The sequence below is a fragment of the Pseudomonas helleri genome (assembly GCF_009600315.1).
Lineage (GTDB): Bacteria > Pseudomonadota > Gammaproteobacteria > Pseudomonadales > Pseudomonadaceae > Aquipseudomonas > Aquipseudomonas helleri_A.
In genome coordinates, this window is the sequence record NZ_WIWC01000014.1 from 57,921 (window position 1) to 78,629 (window position 20,709).

16 protein-coding genes and 2 tRNA genes are annotated in these 20,709 nt (G+C 54.8%); 13 read left to right on the top strand and 5 right to left on the bottom strand.

Going from position 1 to position 20,709, the window contains the following annotated elements; genetic code table 11:
• Positions 1-12 precede the first annotated feature (12 nt).
• From glmM to GHN86_RS11115, 13 genes are all read left to right on the top strand, one after another.
• A complete protein-coding gene (gene glmM / locus GHN86_RS11055; RefSeq protein WP_153379583.1) occupies positions 13-1,350 on the top strand; it encodes a phosphoglucosamine mutase in 1,338 nt (445 codons plus the stop codon).
• A gap of 66 nt (positions 1,351-1,416) precedes the next feature.
• Positions 1,417-2,172, top strand: a complete 756-nt coding sequence (tpiA, locus tag GHN86_RS11060) for a triose-phosphate isomerase (protein WP_153379581.1) — start codon at positions 1,417-1,419, stop codon at positions 2,170-2,172.
• A gap of 3 nt (positions 2,173-2,175) precedes the next feature.
• Positions 2,176-2,559, top strand: a complete 384-nt coding sequence (gene secG / locus GHN86_RS11065) for a preprotein translocase subunit SecG (RefSeq protein WP_122783705.1) — start codon at positions 2,176-2,178, stop codon at positions 2,557-2,559.
• 29 nt (positions 2,560-2,588) lie between these two features.
• A tRNA-Leu gene (locus GHN86_RS11070) sits at positions 2,589-2,674 on the top strand.
• Positions 2,675-2,770: 96 nt separating this feature from the next.
• A tRNA-Met gene (locus tag GHN86_RS11075) sits at positions 2,771-2,847 on the top strand.
• A gap of 141 nt (positions 2,848-2,988) precedes the next feature.
• Entirely contained in the window at positions 2,989-3,447 is a 459-nt protein-coding gene (rimP, locus tag GHN86_RS11080) for a ribosome maturation factor RimP (RefSeq protein ID WP_122783704.1), read from the top strand.
• A gap of 47 nt (positions 3,448-3,494) precedes the next feature.
• Positions 3,495-4,976 (top strand): transcription termination factor NusA, encoded by a 1,482-nt coding sequence (nusA, locus tag GHN86_RS11085; protein ID WP_003439619.1) that lies wholly within the window; start codon positions 3,495-3,497, stop codon positions 4,974-4,976.
• A 27-nt stretch (positions 4,977-5,003) separates the two neighbouring features.
• Positions 5,004-7,508 (top strand): translation initiation factor IF-2, encoded by a 2,505-nt coding sequence (gene infB / locus GHN86_RS11090; RefSeq protein WP_122783703.1) that lies wholly within the window; start codon positions 5,004-5,006, stop codon positions 7,506-7,508.
• 158 nt (positions 7,509-7,666) lie between these two features.
• Positions 7,667-8,068: a 30S ribosome-binding factor RbfA gene (gene rbfA / locus GHN86_RS11095; protein WP_048383699.1), complete on the top strand. Its 402-nt coding sequence runs from the start codon at positions 7,667-7,669 to the stop codon at positions 8,066-8,068.
• A gap of 3 nt (positions 8,069-8,071) precedes the next feature.
• Complete coding sequence (gene truB / locus GHN86_RS11100; protein ID WP_016783434.1) at positions 8,072-8,989, top strand: tRNA pseudouridine(55) synthase TruB; 918 nt, start codon at positions 8,072-8,074, stop codon at positions 8,987-8,989.
• Positions 8,990-9,152: 163 nt separating this feature from the next.
• A complete protein-coding gene (gene rpsO, locus GHN86_RS11105) occupies positions 9,153-9,422 on the top strand; it encodes a 30S ribosomal protein S15 (protein WP_122783702.1) in 270 nt (89 codons plus the stop codon).
• A 224-nt stretch (positions 9,423-9,646) separates the two neighbouring features.
• The gene (pnp, locus tag GHN86_RS11110; RefSeq protein ID WP_323369378.1) at positions 9,647-11,752 is read left to right on the top strand and encodes a polyribonucleotide nucleotidyltransferase; all 2,106 of its coding nucleotides are present in this window, start codon (positions 9,647-9,649) and stop codon (positions 11,750-11,752) included.
• A 289-nt stretch (positions 11,753-12,041) separates the two neighbouring features.
• Positions 12,042-12,395, top strand: coding sequence for a BON domain-containing protein (locus GHN86_RS11115; protein ID WP_153379579.1), 354 nt, complete (start codon positions 12,042-12,044; stop codon positions 12,393-12,395).
• A 253-nt stretch (positions 12,396-12,648) separates the two neighbouring features.
• Here GHN86_RS11115 and GHN86_RS11120 read toward each other — a convergent pair whose 3' ends face one another.
• From GHN86_RS11120 to pgi, 5 genes are all read right to left on the bottom strand, one after another.
• Positions 12,649-15,585, bottom strand: coding sequence for a DUF748 domain-containing protein (locus GHN86_RS11120; protein WP_153386574.1), 2,937 nt, complete (start codon positions 15,583-15,585; stop codon positions 12,649-12,651).
• A gap of 109 nt (positions 15,586-15,694) precedes the next feature.
• Positions 15,695-16,708 (bottom strand): class I SAM-dependent rRNA methyltransferase, encoded by a 1,014-nt coding sequence (locus GHN86_RS11125; RefSeq protein ID WP_153386576.1) that lies wholly within the window; start codon positions 16,706-16,708, stop codon positions 15,695-15,697.
• Between the two features lie 135 nt (positions 16,709-16,843).
• Positions 16,844-18,025 (bottom strand): acetyl-CoA C-acetyltransferase, encoded by a 1,182-nt coding sequence (locus GHN86_RS11130; protein ID WP_153386578.1) that lies wholly within the window; start codon positions 18,023-18,025, stop codon positions 16,844-16,846.
• A 79-nt stretch (positions 18,026-18,104) separates the two neighbouring features.
• A complete protein-coding gene (locus GHN86_RS11135) occupies positions 18,105-18,974 on the bottom strand; it encodes an oxygenase MpaB family protein (protein WP_153379571.1) in 870 nt (289 codons plus the stop codon).
• 53 nt (positions 18,975-19,027) lie between these two features.
• Positions 19,028-20,692 (bottom strand): glucose-6-phosphate isomerase, encoded by a 1,665-nt coding sequence (pgi, locus tag GHN86_RS11140; protein WP_153379569.1) that lies wholly within the window; start codon positions 20,690-20,692, stop codon positions 19,028-19,030.
• Positions 20,693-20,709 lie beyond the last annotated feature (17 nt).

A 20,709-nucleotide genomic window follows, 5' to 3' on the forward strand; every position in this document is an offset into this window, starting at 1 on the left:
AATGGAGTAGTTATGACAAAGAAGTATTTTGGCACCGACGGTATTCGTGGTCGGGTCGGCGTCTATCCGATCACCCCAGACTTTATGCTTAAGTTGGGATGGGCTGCGGGCATGGCGTTTCGCAGTAAGGGGGCTTGTCGAATTCTAGTAGGTAAGGATACGCGGATTTCCGGTTACATGTTTGAATCTGCCCTGGAAGCCGGTTTGTCTGCGGCCGGTGCTGATGTGATGTTGCTGGGGCCAATGCCGACGCCAGCCATTGCTTACCTGTCGCGTACTTTTCATGCGCAGGCGGGTATTGTGATCAGTGCATCGCACAATCCTCATGATGACAACGGTATCAAGTTCTTTTCGGGTGATGGCACCAAGCTCCCGGATGATGTTGAGTTGATGATCGAGGAGTTGCTGGATGCTCCTATGACGGTCGTTGATTCTGACAAGCTCGGGAAGGTGTCACGCATCAATGATGCCCCGGGTCGCTATATCGAATTTTGCAAAAGCAGTGTCCCTACCAGCACCAATTTCAGCGATCTCAATATCGTTCTGGATTGTGCGCATGGTGCTACCTATAAAGTTGCCCCCAGTGTGTTTAAGGAGTTGGGTGCGCAAGTCACGGTTTTATCGGCTCAGCCTAATGGTTTGAACATTAACGACAACTGTGGCTCAACCCATATGGAGTCATTGCAGGCGGCGGTGCTGGCCGAGGGTGCGGACCTGGGCATTGCTTTTGATGGCGATGGTGATCGGGTCTTGATGGTGGATCATACGGGTGCAATTGTTGATGGTGATGAGTTGCTGTTCATCATTGCCAGAGATTTGCACGAGCGCGGCAAGTTGCAAGGCGGTGTTGTCGGCACATTGATGAGCAATTTGGGGCTTGAACTGGCGCTAGGCAATCTTGGGATTCCTTTTGTGCGCGCCAATGTCGGCGACCGCTATGTGATTGCTGAGCTGCAAGAGCGTGAATGGCTGATTGGTGGGGAGAACTCCGGTCACATTCTCTGTCTGCAAAACACCACAACCGGCGATGCCATAATCGCGGCGCTTCAGGTGTTGATGGCTTTGCGTCGGCGCGGTGAGGGGTTGGCGCAAGCTCGACAGGCTTTGCGTAAATGTCCGCAAGTACTGGTCAATGTCCGTTTTGGTGGGGGTGTTAACCCGTTGGAACATCCTGCTGTCAAAGAGGCGTGCGCGCGGGTAACGGAAGCGATGCAAGGGCGTGGTCGTGTGCTTTTGCGTAAGTCTGGAACCGAGCCGTTAGTGCGCGTCATGGTTGAAGGCGATGATGAAACGATGGTTCGCGGATATGCCGAAGAGCTTGCAAAACTGGTAAGTGAAGTTTGTGCCTGAATTCGGCTTGCCAGCGCGGATGTGGTTGGGTAACATCTGCGCCCACTTTGACCGATGAGGTAAAGCATGCGTCGCATGATGGTAGCTGGTAACTGGAAGATGTACGGTACCCGCGCCAGCGTCGATGCGCTGATCAGCGGTCTGCGTGGTTTAGCTTTGCCAACCGATGTTGATGTTGCAGTTTTCCCGCCTCAGCTGTTTATTGATCGTGTTATCAATGGCTTGCAAGGCGCGCCAATTTACGTTGGTGCTCAGGATGCTGCGGTGAAGTCGGAGCAGGGTGCCTTGACTGGTGAGATTTCTTCGAGCCAGTTGTTGGACGCAGGTTGCAAGCTGGTGCTTGTGGGGCATTCGGAGCGTCGCCTGATTCTGGGTGAGCAGGATGAAACACTTAATCGCAAGTTTGCAGCGGCTCAAGCCTCTGGTTTGACGCCGGTGTTGTGCATAGGTGAAACCCTGGAGCAGCGCGAAGCGGGGCAAACGCTGGAAGTGGTAGAGCGTCAACTGAATGCCGTGATTGACGAGTTTGGTATTGATGCTTTTGTAAATGCTGTGATTGCATACGAGCCGGTCTGGGCTATAGGCACCGGGCTGACCGCATCACCACAGCAGGCGCAAGATGTGCATGCGGCCATTCGCGCACAACTGGCGCAAAAGAATTCTGAAGTGGCACAAGGTGTGCGGCTTCTATACGGCGGCAGCGTGAAGGCGGCCAATGCGGTCGAACTGTTCAGCATGCCGGATATCGATGGGGGACTCATTGGCGGGGCTTCCCTGAATGCAGATGAGTTCGGTGCGATCATTCGTGCCGCAGGAAACTGAGAAATGCTGGATAACGTCGTAACTGTGTTTCATCTGCTGACAGCATTGGGTGTAATTGCCCTGGTTCTGCTGCAACAGGGTAAAGGGGCGGATGCTGGAGCATCTTTCGGCGCAGGTGCATCAAATACTGTGTTCGGAAGCCAAGGTTCCTCTACCTTTCTTAGTAAGTTTACTGCTATACTTGCCGCAGGTTTTTTCATAACCAGCTTAGGGTTAGGTTACTTTGCTAAAGAGAAAGCTGAACAGCTGACTCAAGTAGGTTTGCCAAATCCAGCGGTGTTGGAAGTTCCAGTGCAAAAGCCGGCTTCAGATGATGTTCCGGTGCTTGAAGAGCAAAAGTCGGCAACTCCTGCGACTGACGTACCTCCAGCTCAAGAGCAAAAGTAAAACGGGTTTCATGATGTAAACGTAGTATTGCCGAGGTGGTGGAATTGGTAGACACGCAACCTTGAGGTGGTTGTGCCCATAGGGTGTAGGGGTTCGAGTCCCCTTCTCGGTACCAATTATCAAGAATGCCCGCAGTAGCGGGCTTTCTTGTATGTGGAAGGTTGGATTGACCCTGAAAAGGATCAACCGTATACTTCCGCTCCAGCTTTGTCGCGGGATGGAGCAGTCTGGTAGCTCGTCGGGCTCATAACCCGAAGGTCGTCGGTTCAAATCCGGCTCCCGCAACCAGTTTTAGCGGAGCCCCTTATTAGGGGCTTTTTGTTAACTGGACACTTTATAGCGTCGGTATTCAACGACGTTTCAGAGATGGGCGCTTCGCCCATTTTTTTATTTTGCACAGCATGCACAAACATGCACTAGGGGGTTCAGGTGTCGAGCAAGCTAGAAGAGTTGCAGGCCTTGTTGGCCCCGGTGGTCGTGGCCCTAGGCTATGAATGCTGGGGTATTGAATTTTCGGCTCAAGGCCGCCATTCAATGTTGCGTGTGTATATCGACAAGGAAGGCGGCGTACTGGTGGATGACTGCGCTATCGTCAGTCGTCAAATCAGCGGCGTTCTGGATGTCGAAGATCCTATCGCTGTTGAATACACCCTTGAAGTTTCTTCTCCTGGCATGGAACGCCCTCTGTTCACTCTCGAACAGTTTGCCCAATTTGTCGGTGAGCAAGTGAAGATCAAGCTGCGCTCGCCTTTTGAAGGGCGACGCAACTTTCAGGGCCTTCTGCGCGGCGTAGAAGAGCAGGACATTGTGGTGCAGGTTGAAGACCATGAATTCCTGTTGCCGATCGATATGATCGACAAGGCCAACATTATTCCCAGTTTTGACTGAGACGCGGATCCCGCGGATCCAATGGCTTGCGAAAGGCGAGGCGTACGATGAGCAAAGAAGTACTGCTGGTTGTTGAGTCGGTGTCCAATGAAAAGGGCGTACCGGCAAACGTTATTTTTGAGGCGCTGGAATTGGCTTTGGCCACAGCGACCAAAAAACGTTTTGAAGACGAAGTCGATCTGCGTGTGGAAATCAATCGCCACACCGGTAACTATGAGACTTTCCGTCGCTGGACTGTGGTCGAAGACGAAGATCTGGATGATCCAGCAATCGAGTTGGCGGTAGACCAGGCCCAAGCGAAACAGCCAGGCGCTGTAGCTGGCGATATTATCGAAGAGAAAATCGATTCTATCGAATTCGGTCGGATCGCTGCACAAACGGCCAAACAGGTCATTGTGCAAAAAGTCCGCGAAGCTGAGCGTGCTCAAGTAGTCGATGCTTATCGTGAGCGTCTGGGCGAAATCATTTCGGGCACCGTTAAAAAGGTGACACGTGACAATGTGATCGTTGATCTGGGTAACAACGCTGAAGCGTTGCTGGCCCGTGAAGACATCATCTCGCGTGAAACCTTCCGTGTTGGCGTACGCCTTCGCGCGTTGCTCAAGGAAATTCGTACCGAGAACCGCGGTCCTCAACTGATTTTGTCGCGTACAGCGCCAGAGATGTTGATCGAGCTGTTCCGTATTGAGGTTCCAGAGATCTCCGAAGGTCTGATCGAAGTGATGGCGGCCTCCCGCGATCCTGGATCTCGCGCTAAAATAGCCGTTCGCTCCAAAGATAAACGCATTGACCCGCAAGGTGCTTGCATTGGTATGCGCGGTTCGCGCGTCCAGGCAGTATCGGGTGAGTTGGGCGGAGAGCGAGTGGATATCGTCCTTTGGGATGACAACCCGGCGCAGTTCGTGATCAACGCAATGTCGCCAGCTGAAGTAGCGGCAATTATTGTTGACGAAGATGCCCATGCAATGGACATCGCCGTTGGCGCAGACAATCTGGCCCAGGCGATTGGTCGCGGCGGTCAGAACGTACGTTTGGCTAGCCAGTTGACTGGCTGGACCTTGAACGTGATGACCGAATCGGACATCCAGGCTAAACAGCAAGCAGAAACCGGCGACATCCTGCGTAACTTCATCGAAGAGCTTGAAGTTGATGAAGACCTCGCGCAGGTACTGGTTGATGAAGGCTTTACCAGCCTGGAAGAGATTGCCTACGTACCGGTGGAGGAAATGCTCAACATCGATGGCTTTGACGAAGATACCGTCAACGAGCTTCGCGCTCGAGCCAAGGATCGTTTGTTGACTAAAGCCATCGCTACTGAGGAAAAGCTGGCAGACGCCCATCCGGCCGAAGACCTGCTCTCGCTTGAGGGTATGGACAAGGATTTGGCGATGGAACTGGCGGTGCGCGGCGTAATTACCCGCGAAGACCTGGCCGAGCAGTCTATTGACGATCTGCTCGACATCGACGGCATTGACTCAGATCGTGCCGGCAAGTTGATCATGGCCGCCCGAGCCCATTGGTTCGAGTAACTAGGCGCGGCCTGAGGAGAGAAATGCATGACGCAAGTCACGGTGAAACAACTGGCCGATGAGGTCAAAACACCGGTTGAGCGCCTGTTGCAGCAGATGCGTGAGGCAGGTCTGCCGCACACCGCCGCCGAGCAGAATGTAACCGACAGTGAGAAGCAAGCTCTGCTGACTCACTTGAAAAGCAGCCACAAGGCTAAAGTGGAAGAACCGCGCAAGATCACTTTGCAGCGTAAAACCACAAGCACCCTGCGTGTTGCTGGCAGCAAAAGCATCAGCGTTGAAGTGCGCAAGAAGAAAGTCTTCGTACAGCGCAGCCCGGAAGAAATTGAAGCCGAGCGCAAACGTGAGATGGATGAACGCCGCGCAGTAGAAAATGCTGCACGCCAAAAGGCTGAAGAAGAGTCCAAGCGTCGCGCCGAAGAAGAAGCGCGCCGTCAGCCTGCTCAAGCTGCTGCCCCGGCAGCCGCAGCGCCTGCACCTGTGCAAGCCGCTCCGGCTCCGAGTGCTGCACCTGCTCCAGCGCCTGCTGATGCACGCAAGCGTGACGAACAGCGTCGTCCGGACAAGCCACGTGCCGATGATAACAATCGTCGTGGTAATAGCGACGGCGATCGCAAGAACGCTCCGCATCGTGCTTCGGTTAAAGAGAAAGCACCGACGCCACGTGTTGCTCCGCGCACTTCCGATGAAGAAAGCGACAGCTTCCGTCGTGGTGGCCGCGGCAAGGGCAAGCTGAAGAAACGTAACGCTCACGGTTTCCAGAGCCCAACCGGCCCTGTGGTTCGTGACGTTCAGATCGGCGAGACCATCACTGTTGGCGATTTGGCTGCGCAGATGTCGGTCAAGGCTGCTGAAGTCATCAAGTTCATGTTCAAGCTGGGTACGCCAGCGACCATCAACCAAGTACTGGATCAGGAAACTGCCCAACTGGTTGCTGAGGAACTGGGCCACAAAGTGACTTTGGTCAGCGACAACGCCCTGGAAGATTCCTTGGCCGAGTCCCTGAAGTTTGAAGGCGAGTCGTTCTCCCGTGCACCGGTTGTGACCGTAATGGGCCACGTTGACCACGGTAAAACGTCCCTGCTCGACTACATCCGTCGTGCCAAAGTAGCTGCTGGCGAAGCCGGTGGTATTACTCAGCACATCGGTGCATACCACGTTGAAACCGAGCGCGGCATGGTCACGTTCCTCGATACCCCGGGTCACGCTGCGTTTACCGCAATGCGTGCACGTGGTGCCAAGGCGACTGACATCGTGATTCTGGTTGTGGCTGCAGACGACGGTGTAATGCCGCAGACCATCGAAGCCGTTCAGCATGCGAAAGCAGCTGGCGTGCCGCTGGTGGTTGCAGTGAACAAAATCGACAAGCCAGGTGCTGATCTCGATCGCATCCGCAGCGAGTTGTCCGTTCACGGCGTGACGTCGGAAGAGTGGGGTGGTGACACTCCGTTTGTTTCGGTCTCGGCGAAAATGGGTACTGGCGTTGACGAATTGCTCGAAGCCGTATTGCTGCAAGCTGAAGTTCTGGAACTCAAAGCCACTCCATCGGCTCCTGGCCGTGGCGTAGTGGTTGAGTCCCGTCTGGACAAAGGCCGCGGTCCTGTTGCAACCGTTCTGGTTCAAGACGGTACTCTGCGCCAAGGCGACATGGTACTGGTCGGCTCCAACTACGGCCGCATCCGTGCCATGCTCGATGAGAACGGCAAGCCTATCAAGGAAGCCGGTCCATCCATCCCTGTCGAGATTCTCGGCCTGGACGGTACGCCAGATGCTGGCGACGAGATGAGCGTGATGACTGACGAGAAGAAGGCGCGTGAAGTTGCCCTGTTCCGTCAAGGCAAGTTCCGCGAAGTGAAACTGGCGCGTGCTCACGCAGGCAAGCTGGAAAACATCTTCGAGAACATGGGCCAGGAAGAGAAGAAGACGCTTAACATCGTCCTCAAATCTGACGTCCGTGGTTCGTTGGAAGCTTTGCAGGGCGCTCTCAGTGGCCTGGGTAACGACGAAGTGCAAGTGCGCGTAGTGGGCGGCGGCGTCGGTGGTATCACCGAAAGCGACGCTAACCTGGCACTGGCTTCCAACGCTGTATTGTTCGGCTTCAACGTGCGTGCTGATGCAGGCGCTCGTAAGATTGTCGAGCAAGAAGGCCTGGACATGCGTTACTACAACGTCATCTACGACATCATCGAAGACGTCAAGAAAGCCCTTACCGGCATGCTTGGCAGCGACGTTCGGGAGAATATCCTGGGCATTGCTGAAGTCCGCGACGTGTTCCGTTCGCCTAAGTTCGGTGCAATCGCAGGCTGTATGGTGCTGGAAGGTGTTGTACACCGTAACCGTCCAATCCGCGTACTGCGTGACGACATCGTTATCTTCGAAGGCGAGCTGGAATCCCTGCGCCGCTTCAAAGATGACGCTGCCGAAGTGCGTGCCGGCATGGAATGCGGTATCGGCGTCAAGAGCTACAACGACGTTAAAGTCGGCGACAAGATCGAAGTGTTCGAGAAGGTTCAGGTTGCTCGCAGCCTGTAAACCGCGAACCTCAAGAGCCAGGACGAGCCGCAGCATGCAGATGCAGCGCGCTCTTCCCGGACTCTAAACGCAACGCCCGGTCCGACTTTTGTCTGGCCGGGCGTTTGCCGCTTTCAGAACGCATGGGTTTCCCATGGGTGAGTAACAGGTAACAAGACATGGCAAAAGAATACAGCCGTACCCAACGTATCGGCGATCAGATGCAGCGTGAGCTGGCTCAGCTGATCCGTCGCGAAGTCAAAGATCCGCGCGTGGGTCTGGTCACCATTACTGCCGTAGAAGTCAGCCGTGACGTTGGTCACGCGAAGATTTTTATCACGGTAATGGGGCAGGACAACGCTGAAGATATTGCTCAGACCATCAAGGTTCTGAACTCCGCAGCGGGCTTCCTGCGCATGCAACTGGCACGTGAAATGAAGCTGCGCAGCGTTCCTCAGTTGCATTTCCACTATGACGAAAGTGTCGTACGTGGTGCTCATCTGTCCGCTTTGATCGAGCGTGCAGTGGCTGAAGACAATCAGCATCCTGAAGCCACCGCTCCCGAAGACACCAAGGAGTAACCGGTGGCTCAGGTCAAGCGTATCCGTCGTAACGTCAGTGGCATCATCCTGCTTGATAAACCGCTTGGATTTACCTCCAACGCGGCTTTGCAGAAAGTTCGCTGGCTGCTCAATGCTGAAAAGGCAGGGCACACCGGTAGTCTCGATCCTTTGGCTAGTGGCGTCTTGCCGTTATGCTTTGGTGAGGCCACCAAGTTTTCGCAATACCTGCTCGATTCCGACAAGGGTTATGAAACCTTGATGCAGTTGGGCAAGACCACGACAACGGCTGATGCTGAAGGCGAGGTTTTACAGACGCGCCCGGTGACCGTTGGTCGCGCCGATATTGAAGCTGTATTGCCGAAATTTCGTGGGCAAATCAGTCAGATACCGCCGATGTACTCTGCGCTCAAGCGTGATGGCCAGCCTCTCTACAAGTTGGCACGTGCAGGTGAAGTGGTGGAGCGTGAACCGCGTTCTGTTACTATTACCCGCCTCGAATTACTGGCCAGCGAAGGCGACACTGCGCGTTTGGCTGTCGACTGCACCAAAGGCACTTATATCCGTACCCTTGTGGAAGATATTGGTGAGCAACTAGGCTGCGGTGCATACGTTGCTGAACTGCGTCGTACGCACGCGGGTCCTTTTAGCCTGGCCCAAACGGTCACGCTGGAAGAACTGGAAGCGGTGCATGCTGAGGGCGGTAATGAAGCAGTTGACCGCTTCCTGATGCCTTCTGACAGTGGTCTGCTGGATTGGCCGTTGCTGCACTTTTCGGAGGCTAGCGCGTTCTATTGGCTCAATGGCCAGCCAGTTCGCGCTCCCGATGCGCCGAAGTTCGGCATGGTGCGGGTACAAGATCACAACGGTCGCTTTATCGGCATCGGTGAAGTGAGCGAAGACGGGCGTATCGCGCCGCGTCGACTGATTCGGTCGGAATGACCGGAACAGGCTGGGCCGGGATGTTATCGTTCCGGGCCGGACTGAAACGAGGGTGGCTGTTATTAGGCACGGTCACATCTCATTTTTAAATACGAGGATTTGTCCTCGGCCTATTGGATTTGTCTTGTTCGCAAGCAGACCCCTAATTGAAAGGAAATGCCTCATGGCACTGACAATCGAACACAAAGCAGAAATCGTAAAAGACTACCAGCAAGCTCCAGGTGATACAGGTTCTCCAGAAGTGCAGGTTGCACTGCTGACCTTTAACATCAACACGCTGCAAGGTCACTTCAAAGCTAACAGCAAAGATCACCACTCCCGTCGTGGTCTGATCCGCATGGTAAACCAGCGTCGCAAGCTGCTGGATTACCTGAAAGGCAAGAACGTTGAGCGTTACAAAGCGCTGATCGCTCGCCTGGGTCTGCGTCGCTAATAGCGATGTTGCTAGAGGCTGGTTGTCTGTCGTGTGTCTGCGGGTTTCCCGCAGTCTCATGGCAGGCTTCCAGCCTCAAGTTTTATCTGGGCTACCCGGATTCTTACGAAAGCTTGCCGCTCGGGCTGTTTTCGTAAGCATCTTGAGTCGGGTCATTACCCGATGTTGCACACGATTTTCGCAAGAAACCCGTTCCCCAAGAGCCACAAAGAAGGTAGGACACCGTGAACCCGGTTATCAAAAAATTTCAGTTCGGTCAGTCGACCGTTACTCTCGAGACTGGCCGTATCGCCCGTCAAGCTTCCGGCGCAGTATTGGTCACCGTTGACGACGACGTCAGCGTGTTAGTGACTGTAGTCGGTGCCAAGCAAGCTGATCCAGGCAAGGGCTTCTTCCCTCTGTCGGTTCACTACCAAGAAAAAACTTACGCTGCCGGTAAAATTCCAGGCGGTTTCTTCAAGCGTGAAGGTCGCCCTTCCGAGAAAGAAACCCTGACCTCGCGTCTGATCGATCGTCCGATCCGTCCGCTGTTCCCAGAAGGCTTCATGAACGAAGTGCAGGTTGTCTGCACCGTTCTGTCCACCAGCAAGAAAACCGATCCGGACGTCGCTGCTATGATCGGTACTTCGGCTGCATTGGCCATTTCCGGTATTCCTTTCGATGGCCCAATCGGCGCTGCCCGCGTTGCTTACCACGAAAGCACTGGCTACCTGCTGAACCCGACTTACGAGCAGCTGGCTGCTTCGAGCCTGGACATGGTTGTTGCCGGTACATCTGAAGCCGTGTTGATGGTTGAATCGGAAGCTAAAGAGCTGACCGAAGACCAAATGCTGGGTGCTGTCCTGTTCGCTCACGACGAGTTCCAGGTCGTTATCCAGGCGGTTAAAGAGTTGGCTGCCGAAGCTGCCAAACCAACGTGGGACTGGGTAGCTGCTCCAGAAGCCACCGAACTGCTGGGCGCTATCCGTGCCGAGTTCGGCGAAGCGATCTCTCAGGCTTACACCATCACCGTCAAGGCAGACCGTTACGCACGTCTGGGCGAGCTGAAGGATCAGGTTGTAGCCAAGTTCTCCGGTGAAGAAGGCCAGCCTTCGTCCAGCGATGTCAAAGCTGCATTTGGCGAAATCGAATACCGCACCGTTCGCGAAAACATCGTTAATGGCAAGCCGCGTATCGATGGCCGTGACACCAAAACTGTTCGCCCTTTGAACATCGAAGTTGGCGTTCTGCCCAAGACTCACGGCTCGGCTCTGTTCACCCGTGGCGAAACTCAAGCGCTGGTTGTTGCTACTCTGGGTACTGCCCGTGACGCACAGCTGCTGGACACCCTGGAAGGCGAGAAAAAAGACCCGTTCATGCTGCACTACAACTTCCCTCCGTTCTCGGTAGGTGAGTGTGGTCGTATGGGCGGTGCAGGCCGTCGTGAAATCGGCCACGGCCGTCTGGCTCGTCGCTCGGTTCAGGCTATGCTGCCTGCTGCTGACGTGTTCCCGTACACCATTCGTGTTGTATCGGAAATCACTGAGTCCAACGGTTCCAGCTCGATGGCATCGGTTTGCGGTGCTTCGTTGGCGCTGATGGACGCTGGTGTTCCGATGAAGGCACCGGTTGCCGGTATCGCCATGGGTCTGGTTAAAGAAGGCGAAAAATTCGCAGTTCTGACCGACATCCTGGGTGACGAAGACCACTTGGGCGACATGGACTTCAAAGTAGCGGGTACTGCTAAAGGTGTTACCGCGCTGCAGATGGACATCAAGATCAAAGGCATCACCGAAGAAATCATGGAGATCGCACTGGGCCAAGCCCTGGACGCTCGCCTGAACATCTTGGGTCAGATGAACCAGATCATTGGTCAGTCGCGTAACGAACTGTCGGCCAACGCTCCGACCATGATCGCGATGAAAATCGACACCGACAAAATCCGTGATGTTATCGGTAAAGGTGGCGCGACCATCCGAGCGATCTGCGAAGAAACCAAAGCTTCGATCGATATCGAAGACGACGGTTCGATCAAGATCTTCGGCGAATCCAAAGAAGCTGCTGAAGCTGCACGTCAGCGCGTTCTTGGGATCACTGCAGAAGCAGAGATCGGCAAAATCTACATCGGTAAGGTTGAGCGCATCGTCGATTTCGGCGCATTCGTAAACATCCTGCCAGGCAAAGACGGCCTGGTTCACATCTCGATGCTGAGCGATGCGCGCGTTGAGAAAGTGACTGACATTCTGAAAGAAGGTCAGGAAGTCGAAGTACTGGTACTGGACGTGGACAACCGCGGTCGTATCAAGCTGTCCATCAAGGACGTAGCTGCTGCCAAGGCATCGGAAGCTTAATCGCTCTGCTTGCCTGCTTTGAAAAAAGGATCCTTCGGGATCCTTTTTTTATGGCTGCAGTAAAGCCAGCGCCTAAGGGCCAAGTGCCATGAGCTGAAAGCCGCAACTTGCATGTAGATTTGAGCGGAGCCTTGCAAATTGCACGACTCACAAAAAAATAGAAATATGTAAGTCTTTGATCTATATGGGGTTTATTGTTTTTTTAAAGTTGGCACGTGCCCTGCAATAGTACTGATAACCCTGCTGCTGCAAGTCAGCGCAGATTCTAAAGAAGACAGGAGTTACTCGTATGAAGAAGTTTGCTATCGCTGCTGCAACTGCCACCGCTCTGACCCTGACCATGGCCAACGCTGCATTTGCTGCTCAAGCAACCACCCAAGCCCCAATGACCGTGGCTGCAGGCGAAGTTGATAAAGCCAAGGAAGCTACTTCTGACACTTGGATCACCACCAAAGTAAAATCTGATCTGCTGACCGAAAAAGGCATTCCAGGTAGCGACATTAAAGTCGAAACCAACAAAGGTGTTGTCTCCCTGTCGTCCACTGTAGCTATCACTGATGCGCAGAAGGAAATCGCGGTCGCAATTGCCAAGAAAATCAAGGGCGTTAAAGCCGTCTCGGCTGATGGCCTGAAAGCTGAGTAAGAGTTCTGACTCGTAGAGCCAGAGGAAGCCGTAGCAGGTGATTTAAGCAGTACGCCTGCGGCTTTCATATCAGGTTCATGCGACGACCACACGGATGTGGTCATTACAGCCCCCGACGTTCTGCGTCGGGGGCTGTTCTATGTGTGGGGGTTGCTAGTTGAATTATCGCTGCTGAAGGCTTCGATGAGGTTGCCTTCAGAGGGGCGCTTATCCCCCTCATTACAGTGTGTGGCAGCAACTGCACTGAGTGGGGTTACTCACTGTCCAGATGCAGCGGTGTAATCACCCGCCCATCACTCTCGGCCTCACCCAGCGAGGCATCGATAAAGTACACGCGGTCATCTGCCAATCCGCCTTTATCTACCAGGTAGTCCTTGATGCTGCTGGCTCGGTCTTGCCCCAGTTGCCGTAGCAATATTTCGCTTTTGCTCCAGAAATCGATCAAAGCATCACGCATTTTCGCGGCACGCTCTTCACGACTCAGATCTGCCCATTCAGCAGGCGGTTGCTGCTTCATGCGCGCGCGGTAGATACCTTCGAGCAGTGGGGCTTTTTCGTCATCCGGGACTTCCAGCAGAGAGGCTTGTGCGGGAACTTTCTCACCGCGGCGCTGAAGAATTTTGTAATAGGTGTATTGGTATTCGCGCTCAAGCCGGTCTTTCGCAATCAGTGGGCCATCGCTGCTTTGAGCTGCTGTCCCTTCAATCTCCAGGCGCAGGGCAGGGCGTTTTTTCAGGGCTTCGGCCAGCGTATTGAGGGCTTTTTGTGCATCTGCACTCAGCTCGCTGGACCCGGGACCGAAGGACACGGTGCCCAAGTCTTCTGAACCGCCGCCATTAATAAGTCCGCCAATAAACTTGAACGGAGCCTGCACAGCACGCAGTACGAGATTGCGCAGTGTTTGCCAGACGATAGGCATCACGCTGAATTGCGGGTTATTCAAGTCACCCGTAAGTGGCAGGTCTATGGAGATCGTGCCGTTCGTGTCTTTAAGCAGAGCAATGGCCAGTTTGATCGGCAGGTCCACGGCATCCGGACTATCTACCTTTTCACCCAGTTGCAATTGCTCCACGACCAGCTTGTTCTGGGCTTTGAGTTGCCCTTTGGTAATCAAGTAATGCACGTCCAGATTCAGACGGCCCTTACGGATGCGGTAACCGGCGAACTTACCCGAGTAAGGGGTCAACGTTGTCAGCTCAACCCGTTTGAAGCTGGTGGCAATATCAAGGCTGGCCAATGGATTGAATGGATTCACGCTGCCTTTGATAGTAACGGGCGCATAGCGATCGACCTTACCGGCGACATTCACGCTGGCAGGTTTGGCCTGTCGGCTATCGATAGTGCCAATCTGACCATTGAGTTGTTGAATCGCCGTAGCAAAATTGGGGGTCAGGCTGAAGTCGGCAAAGTTGGCTGAGCCGTCATTGATTGCAATACCCCCGATGTGAATGCCCAGAGGCTTGCTTTTATTGCTGGTGGTTTGGGCAGTTGTTTTGGTGCTGCTACTCGTTGCTGGCTGGGGGATCAGCAGATCATCAATATTGGTGGTGCGGTCATCGTTGATCATAAAGCGCACATATGGCTGCGCAAATTTGACACTGGCAATCGACAGGCTGTCTTCATGCTTGTACTTCAGCCCCTCCAGATTGAGGCGCTGCCATTTCAGAAAGTCACGATTCTTGAGGGTATCGAGTGTGTGCAACTGGTCGATCTGTACGCGTCCGTCGACGGTAAAGGCCAGAGGGTCGATATTGTTGAGGTCAACCGTCAGATCGCTGTCGAGCATACCGCTTCGCAATTCGAGGCGAATAAATGGGTCGATGTACGCTTGCGCGATACGCAGGTCGATGTCTTGGGTGGTGACCTTGAGTTTAGCGCTCACCGGGTTGAGGTTCACGTCACCGCTGGCTGTCAGCTTGCCTTGTTTGCCTATGCCTGCATCGAGTTTGACGGTGAAGGGCGACTGGTTAAGGCTGTCGAAATTGTTCACATCAACATTGATCGGCCCAATATCCAGAGCTACGGGTGTTTTGGGTTCGTTATCGGCGAGATGAACGCGATAGTCGCGTAGTTGCACCTCTTTAAGCAGCACTTGCCAAGGCTTGCTCGGGGCTACCGGAGCAGGTTTAGGGGGTTCGACGGTGACCGGTTCAACGCCTTTGTGCGCCGCTCTGGAAGCTTTGGACGGATGACTGGCAAACAATTTCTGCCAGTCGAGCTGGCCATCCTTTTCCCGAGTGACCCACGTTTCCAGATTTTTGCTGTTGATCTTGCCGACCACGACGTGTTGCTTGGCCAAGTCTACGGTGGTGTCGCTGACATCCAGCCGTTCGAGCCTGGCCAGCGGACGTCCGTCTGGAGCATTTATGTTGAAGGGGGCAATACTGGCGGTCGCGTTATTGAGGACCATTTGTGTGTCTTTAGCCAGGTTCAGCGTGTAATCCGTGCTGAAATTCAGTACGCCATCTTCCAGTACCAGAGGCAACGCATCACGCACATAGGGCCACCAGACTTTCATCTTGCCGTCGGTCACTTTGAGTGTGCCCATTGAGGCAATCGGCACCACGCTCAGCGTGCCGCTCCAATCGATGCGACCACCTTCTGGGCCGTTAGCCACCAAGGTCATGTCGGCATTGTCTTCGGGCAAGGTGCTGAGATTTTTTAGCTCAAGATTCATCGAGTCGTAGAGAAATTCGATGGGCTCGCTAGGACGCATATCGATGAAATGGAGGTAGCCGTCAGCCAGTTTGATGGCGTCAATGCGCAGCGGGAAAGGTTTGCTGTCAGGGTTGGCGGGTGTCGGTTCGCTGGCCGGCAATTTGAACAGTTGGGTCAGGTTCAGGGTGCCGTCTTTGTTAAACAGCACTTCAGTCTTTGGCTTGTCCAGTTGCACATCAGCGAGGTGCAACGCTTTTGTCCACAGGCTGTCTGTTTGCAGGTTGGCATAAAACCGGTCAAATCCCACCTGCTCCTTACCCGGCGCGCCGACGCCAAACCCCCACAAGGTCAACTCCAGCGTAAACGGGTTGAACTCCAGTCGATCGAGTTTGGCGGGTACGGTGGCGTAATTGGCCAACTGCTGATTGATGATGCGCAGGCCAATGCCGGGCAAAATCAAAAAGCCCAGCAGGCTATAGATGGCAATCGCCGTCAACAAAACAACAAGGGTGCGGATCAATCCTTTGAGCATGTGGGGTGTCGTCTATTTCAGTCAGAGTGCCTTTGAGTATGGCACGCGTTTCTGGTTCCGAGACGGACGCCATGTGATGCGTAGGATTTGCGCAGTTTGTTTGTACGTTTTAGAACTGAAGAATCAGCGTTTTTAATGGAGGTTGATGATCCAATGACGGAAAGTCTGCCGCTGGGCTGAGCACCTGCCAATCACGAACCGGGCGACCGGCTTTCTCGGCGCAGCGCAGTACCTGTTCACGCCAATCATCCATGCTGACTTTAGCCAGGTTGTTGCAGCAGATCAGTACGCCATCCGCCGCAGTGGTCAAGACTGCGGGCTTAAGCAAGCTTTGATAATCGCGCAAAAGATCGACAGTGCCGAACGCACTCTTGGCCCACGCAGGCGGATCGAGCAATACAAGATCGTATTCACGTTGCTCAAGCCGTGGGTAGGCGGGCAATTTGTGACGACGCTGAACGATGGGCAATCCTGCCAATTGGCGGATGGCGGCAAAGTAATCGGACTGCACGAACTTCATTTTTTTCAATTCAGGGTTCAATAGACCGTTTTCACGGCCCACGGCAAGGTTGCCCTCGGCAAAGTCGAGATTGCACACTTCATTGGCGCCTCCGGCCGCGGCGCTCAGGCCAACGCCGCAGGTATAGGCAAACAGGTTAAGTACGCTTTTACCGGTGCTGTGTTGTTTGACCCAGCCGCGTGCGTTGCGCAGGTCAAGGAACAGCAGAGGATCTTGACCTGCATGGCGCCCGCGTACGCGATAGTTAAGACCCCATTCGTGCCCCACCATGTCTTGCAGCGCTGCATCATCGGCGCAATAAACAGTGTCTTCACGGTCAATACGCGAGTTGCCTTGGGAGCGATCGTTGTATACCAGCAACAAATCGAGTCCCAGATGACGATTGATCGCGTCATGCAACTGCAACAAGTCATCGCGCTCAAGGCGTTGATGAAAGCTTTGCACCAGCAGTTGCGGACCGTATCGGTCGATGGTCAGGCCCCCGGCGCCTTCCTGGCTGCCGTGGAACAGGCGATAGCAGTCGGTGCCCTGGGCATGCAGTTCGGCCAGCAGATCGTGACGGTTATCGAGGGCGGCGCGCAGCGCCTGATTCAAGGAAGACATGCGATGCGCCTTGGGGGATAGATAAGGCGCGGCAGTTTAACAGAACAGAGTCTAAACGGGCTTTTGTAGTCGCTGTCGCAGAACCGTGCAAATGGAAAGCTTCGCAGCCTGTGGCAGCAACTACAGGGGATTTATCTAATCGCGTTCGATGGCCATTGCTACACCTTGGCCGCCGCCGATGCACAAGGTCGCTAAGCCTTTTTTGGCATCGCGCTTGATCATTTCGTGAACCAGGGTCACCAGAATACGACACCCAGATGCACCAATCGGGTGGCCAATCGCAATGGCCCCGCCATTGACGTTGACCTTATTCGCGTCCCAATTAAGCTCTTTGCCGACCGACAGCGCCTGAGCGGCGAACGCTTCGTTGGCCTCGATCAGGTCAAGCTGTTCAAGGCTCCAGCCAGCCTTGGCCAGACACCTGCGAGTAGCATCTACAGGGCCGATGCCCATGATGGCCGGGTCGACGCCAGCGTTGGCGTATGCAGCGACTTTAGCCAGCACCGGCAAGCCCAGAGCCTTGGCTTTGGTCGCACTCATCAACAGCACGGCAGCCGCACCATCGTTGAGCGAGGACGCGTTGCCGGCGGTAACAGAACCGTCTTTTTTGAAGGCCGGTTTCAGCTTGGCCAACGATTCAGCCGTCGTGCCTGCGCGTGGCTGTTCATCGGTCGCGAACGACACGGGGTCGCCTTTGCGTTGAGGGATCACAATCGGCGTGATTTCATCGACAAAGCGGCCGGTTTCGATGGCCGCAATGGCTTTTTGTTGGGACTGGGCGGCAAATGCATCCTGTTCCTGGCGGCTGATACCGAACTTATCCACAAGGTTCTCAGCGGTGATACCCATGTGGTAGTCATTGAATGCGTCCCACAGTCCGTCGCTGATCATGGTGTCGACGATTTGACTGTGGCCCATGCGCAGACCCGTGCGGGCACCGGGGACGATGTAGTTGGACAGGCTCATGTTTTCCTGGCCGCCAGCAATGATGACGTCGGCATCGCCACAGCGGATGGCTTGTGCCGCGAGGTGCAAGGCTTTCAAGCCAGAGCCGCAGACTTTGTTCAGGGTCATTGCCGGTACGGCGAAAGGCAGGCCGGCCTTGATTGCCGCCTGACGCGCAGGGTTTTGACCGGCACCGGCGGTGAGTACTTGGCCCATGATCACTTCATCAACCTGAGCGCCGTCCAGCCCGGTTTGTTCCAGTAGCTGGCGAATGACGGCTGCTCCCAGATCTACAGCAGGAACATGGGCCAGCGAGCCCTGAAAGCTGCCGACGGCGGTACGGGTGGCGGCAACTATTACGACGTCTTGCATTGCGCGAATCCTCATTGTTATTGGTGTGTAGCATCGGAATCAGGCACGTATGGTGGCATAAATTGGCGAGGGTCGGGTTTTAGTCAAGTCCCATGCGCCGCCGTGCACGCTGTACTGAACCATTGCGTACAGCCCAGCGCAGTATCGGTGCGGTGCTTTTAACACCGGCCCGTACCAGTGTGCGAGTGAGCGGGCGCTGATACAGCCCTAATTGGTCACTGGCCCAGTCTGGCAGCAGATCAATCCCGGCTTGCATCATCAGTGCGCCAAACGGTTTGGCTAAAAGGCTTGGAGAGGGTGCGTTCAGCAGCAGGCGAATAACTTCGTGGCTGCGATCGTCGCACAGCAGTTGTGGACGGATATCGTTGAGGTATTGCGCTATTTGCTGGCGAGAGCGTGGCACGTCGGTAGCGCCCAGGCGCTCAGCAACCAACGCTATTTCGTCGTAATAGCGATCTTGATCGGCGCTCGATAAATGCGGATTGCGATACCTGAGATGAGCCGCGAGGAAGTTGCTGACTTCGGCCACATGCACCCAAGTCAGTAAGTGTGGATCGCTGGCCGCATAGGGTTTGCCATCAAGTCCTGTTCCTGTGACCTGCTCGTGAATAGTCCGTACTTTGTTGATCAGCCAGTCGGCATCCTGTGTGGAGCCAAAGGTTGTGCCAGAAATAAACTGTCCGGTACGGCGTAGCCGGCCCAGCATGTCCTGACGAAAATTGGAGTGGTCCCACACCCCGGCCAATGCCAGTGGGTGCAAGGCTTGCAGCATCAAAGCACTGATGCCGCCAATCAGCATGCTGGTGAAGTCACCATGCACTTGCCAACTGATGGAGTCCGGGCCAAACAGGCCGGGGTCGCCTTTGGGATTTTCAAGATCGAGCTGGCCGAGCGAAAGGCCGGTCAGGCTCATGATTTGGCGTTCGATGGGGCGACGGATGAGTTCCATGAGGCCTCGGTTGTCCCGGCCAGTCTCGTGAACTGAGACTGGCCGGGTATCAATCAACCGCGATGACGACCGCGGAAGTAGTTGATCAGACCTTGGGTCGAGGCATCGTCAGCAGGTTCTTCCTGGCTGCCAGTGAGGCGGTTGTAGACGCCTTTGCCGAGTTCCTTGCCTAGCTCAACGCCCCACTGATCAAAGGCGTTGATGCCCCAGATCACGCTTTGCACGAAGACTTTGTGCTCGTACAAAGCCACCAGTGCGCCCAGGCGACGCGGGCTGATGCGTTCAACTACAAGGGTGTTGCTCGGGCGGTTGCCCGGGATCACCTTGTGCGGCGCGAGTTTTTGAATGTCTTCTTCGAGCATGCCCTTGTCGCGCAGCTCGGCTTCGGCTTCTTCGCGGGTTTTGCCCAACATCAGTGCCTGGCTTTGCGACAGGCAGTTGGCATACAGCCATTGATGATGGTCGGACACCGGGTTGAAACTGACAATCGGCACGATAAAGTCAGCCGGGATCAGCTGCGTACCTTGATGCAACAACTGGTGATACGCATGCTGGCCGTTGCAACCTACGCCGCCCCAGATCACCGGACCTGTGTCGGTCGACACCGGAGTGCCGTCCTGACGCACACTCTTGCCGTTGGATTCCATGTCCAACTGCTGCAGGTGCTTGGTGATGTTACGCAGGTAGTGATCGTACGGCAGGATGGCGTGACTTTGCGCACCCCAGAAGTTGCCATACCAAACGCCGAGCAAGGCCATCAATACCGGCATGTTTTGCTCGAACGGAGCGTTCTGGAAGTGCTGGTCCATGCTGTAGGCGCCGGACAGCAGCTCCTTGAAGTTGGACATGCCAATGGCCAGTGCAATCGGCAAACCAATCGCCGACCACAGCGAATAGCGACCGCCGACCCAATCCCACATCGGGAAGATATTTTCTTCACGAATACCAAAGGCTACCGCTGCTGCGTTATTGCTCGATACGGCGATAAAGTGGCGATGCAGCTCGGCTTCAGAGCCACCTTGCGCCAGATACCAAGCGCGCGCAGCCTGAGCGTTCTTCAAGGTTTCGAGGGTATTGAATGACTTCGACGAAACGATAAACAGTGTTGTTTCGGCGCGAAGTTTTGCAGTCAGTTCATGAAACTCACTGCCGTCGATGTTCGCCAGATAGTGGCAGCGCACGCCTTTTTGAGCGTAAGACAGCAGGGCTTCGGACACCAGCTCAGGGCCCAGGAATGAGCCGCCAATGCCGATGTTGACGATGTCAGTGATAGGTTTTTCGGTGTAACCGCGCCATAGGCCATCGTGAATCCGCCCGACCAGCTCGGTCATCTGGTTCAGGACTTTATGCACCTGGGGCATGATATTGACGCCGTTCACCGACAGTTTGTCGGCCACAGGGCGGCGCAGTGCGGTGTGCAAGGCCGGGCGACCTTCGGAGGCGTTAACGATCTCGCCTTCAAACAGCGATTTGATCGCCCCTTTAAGATCAACCTCATTAGCCAGATCAACCAGCAAATCGCGGGTTTCATCGGTAATCAGGTTTTTCGAGTAGTCCAGAAACAACCCGCAGCTGCTCAGCGTGAAGTCTTCAAAACGCTTGGGGTTGCTGTTGAACGCATCGCGCATGCTGAAATGCTGCATGTCTGCACGGTGGAGTTTTAACGCTTGCCAAGCGGGCAGAGCGGTAACGTCATGAGGAGTGCGGTAGTACGCCATCGCTGCGAATATCCTTT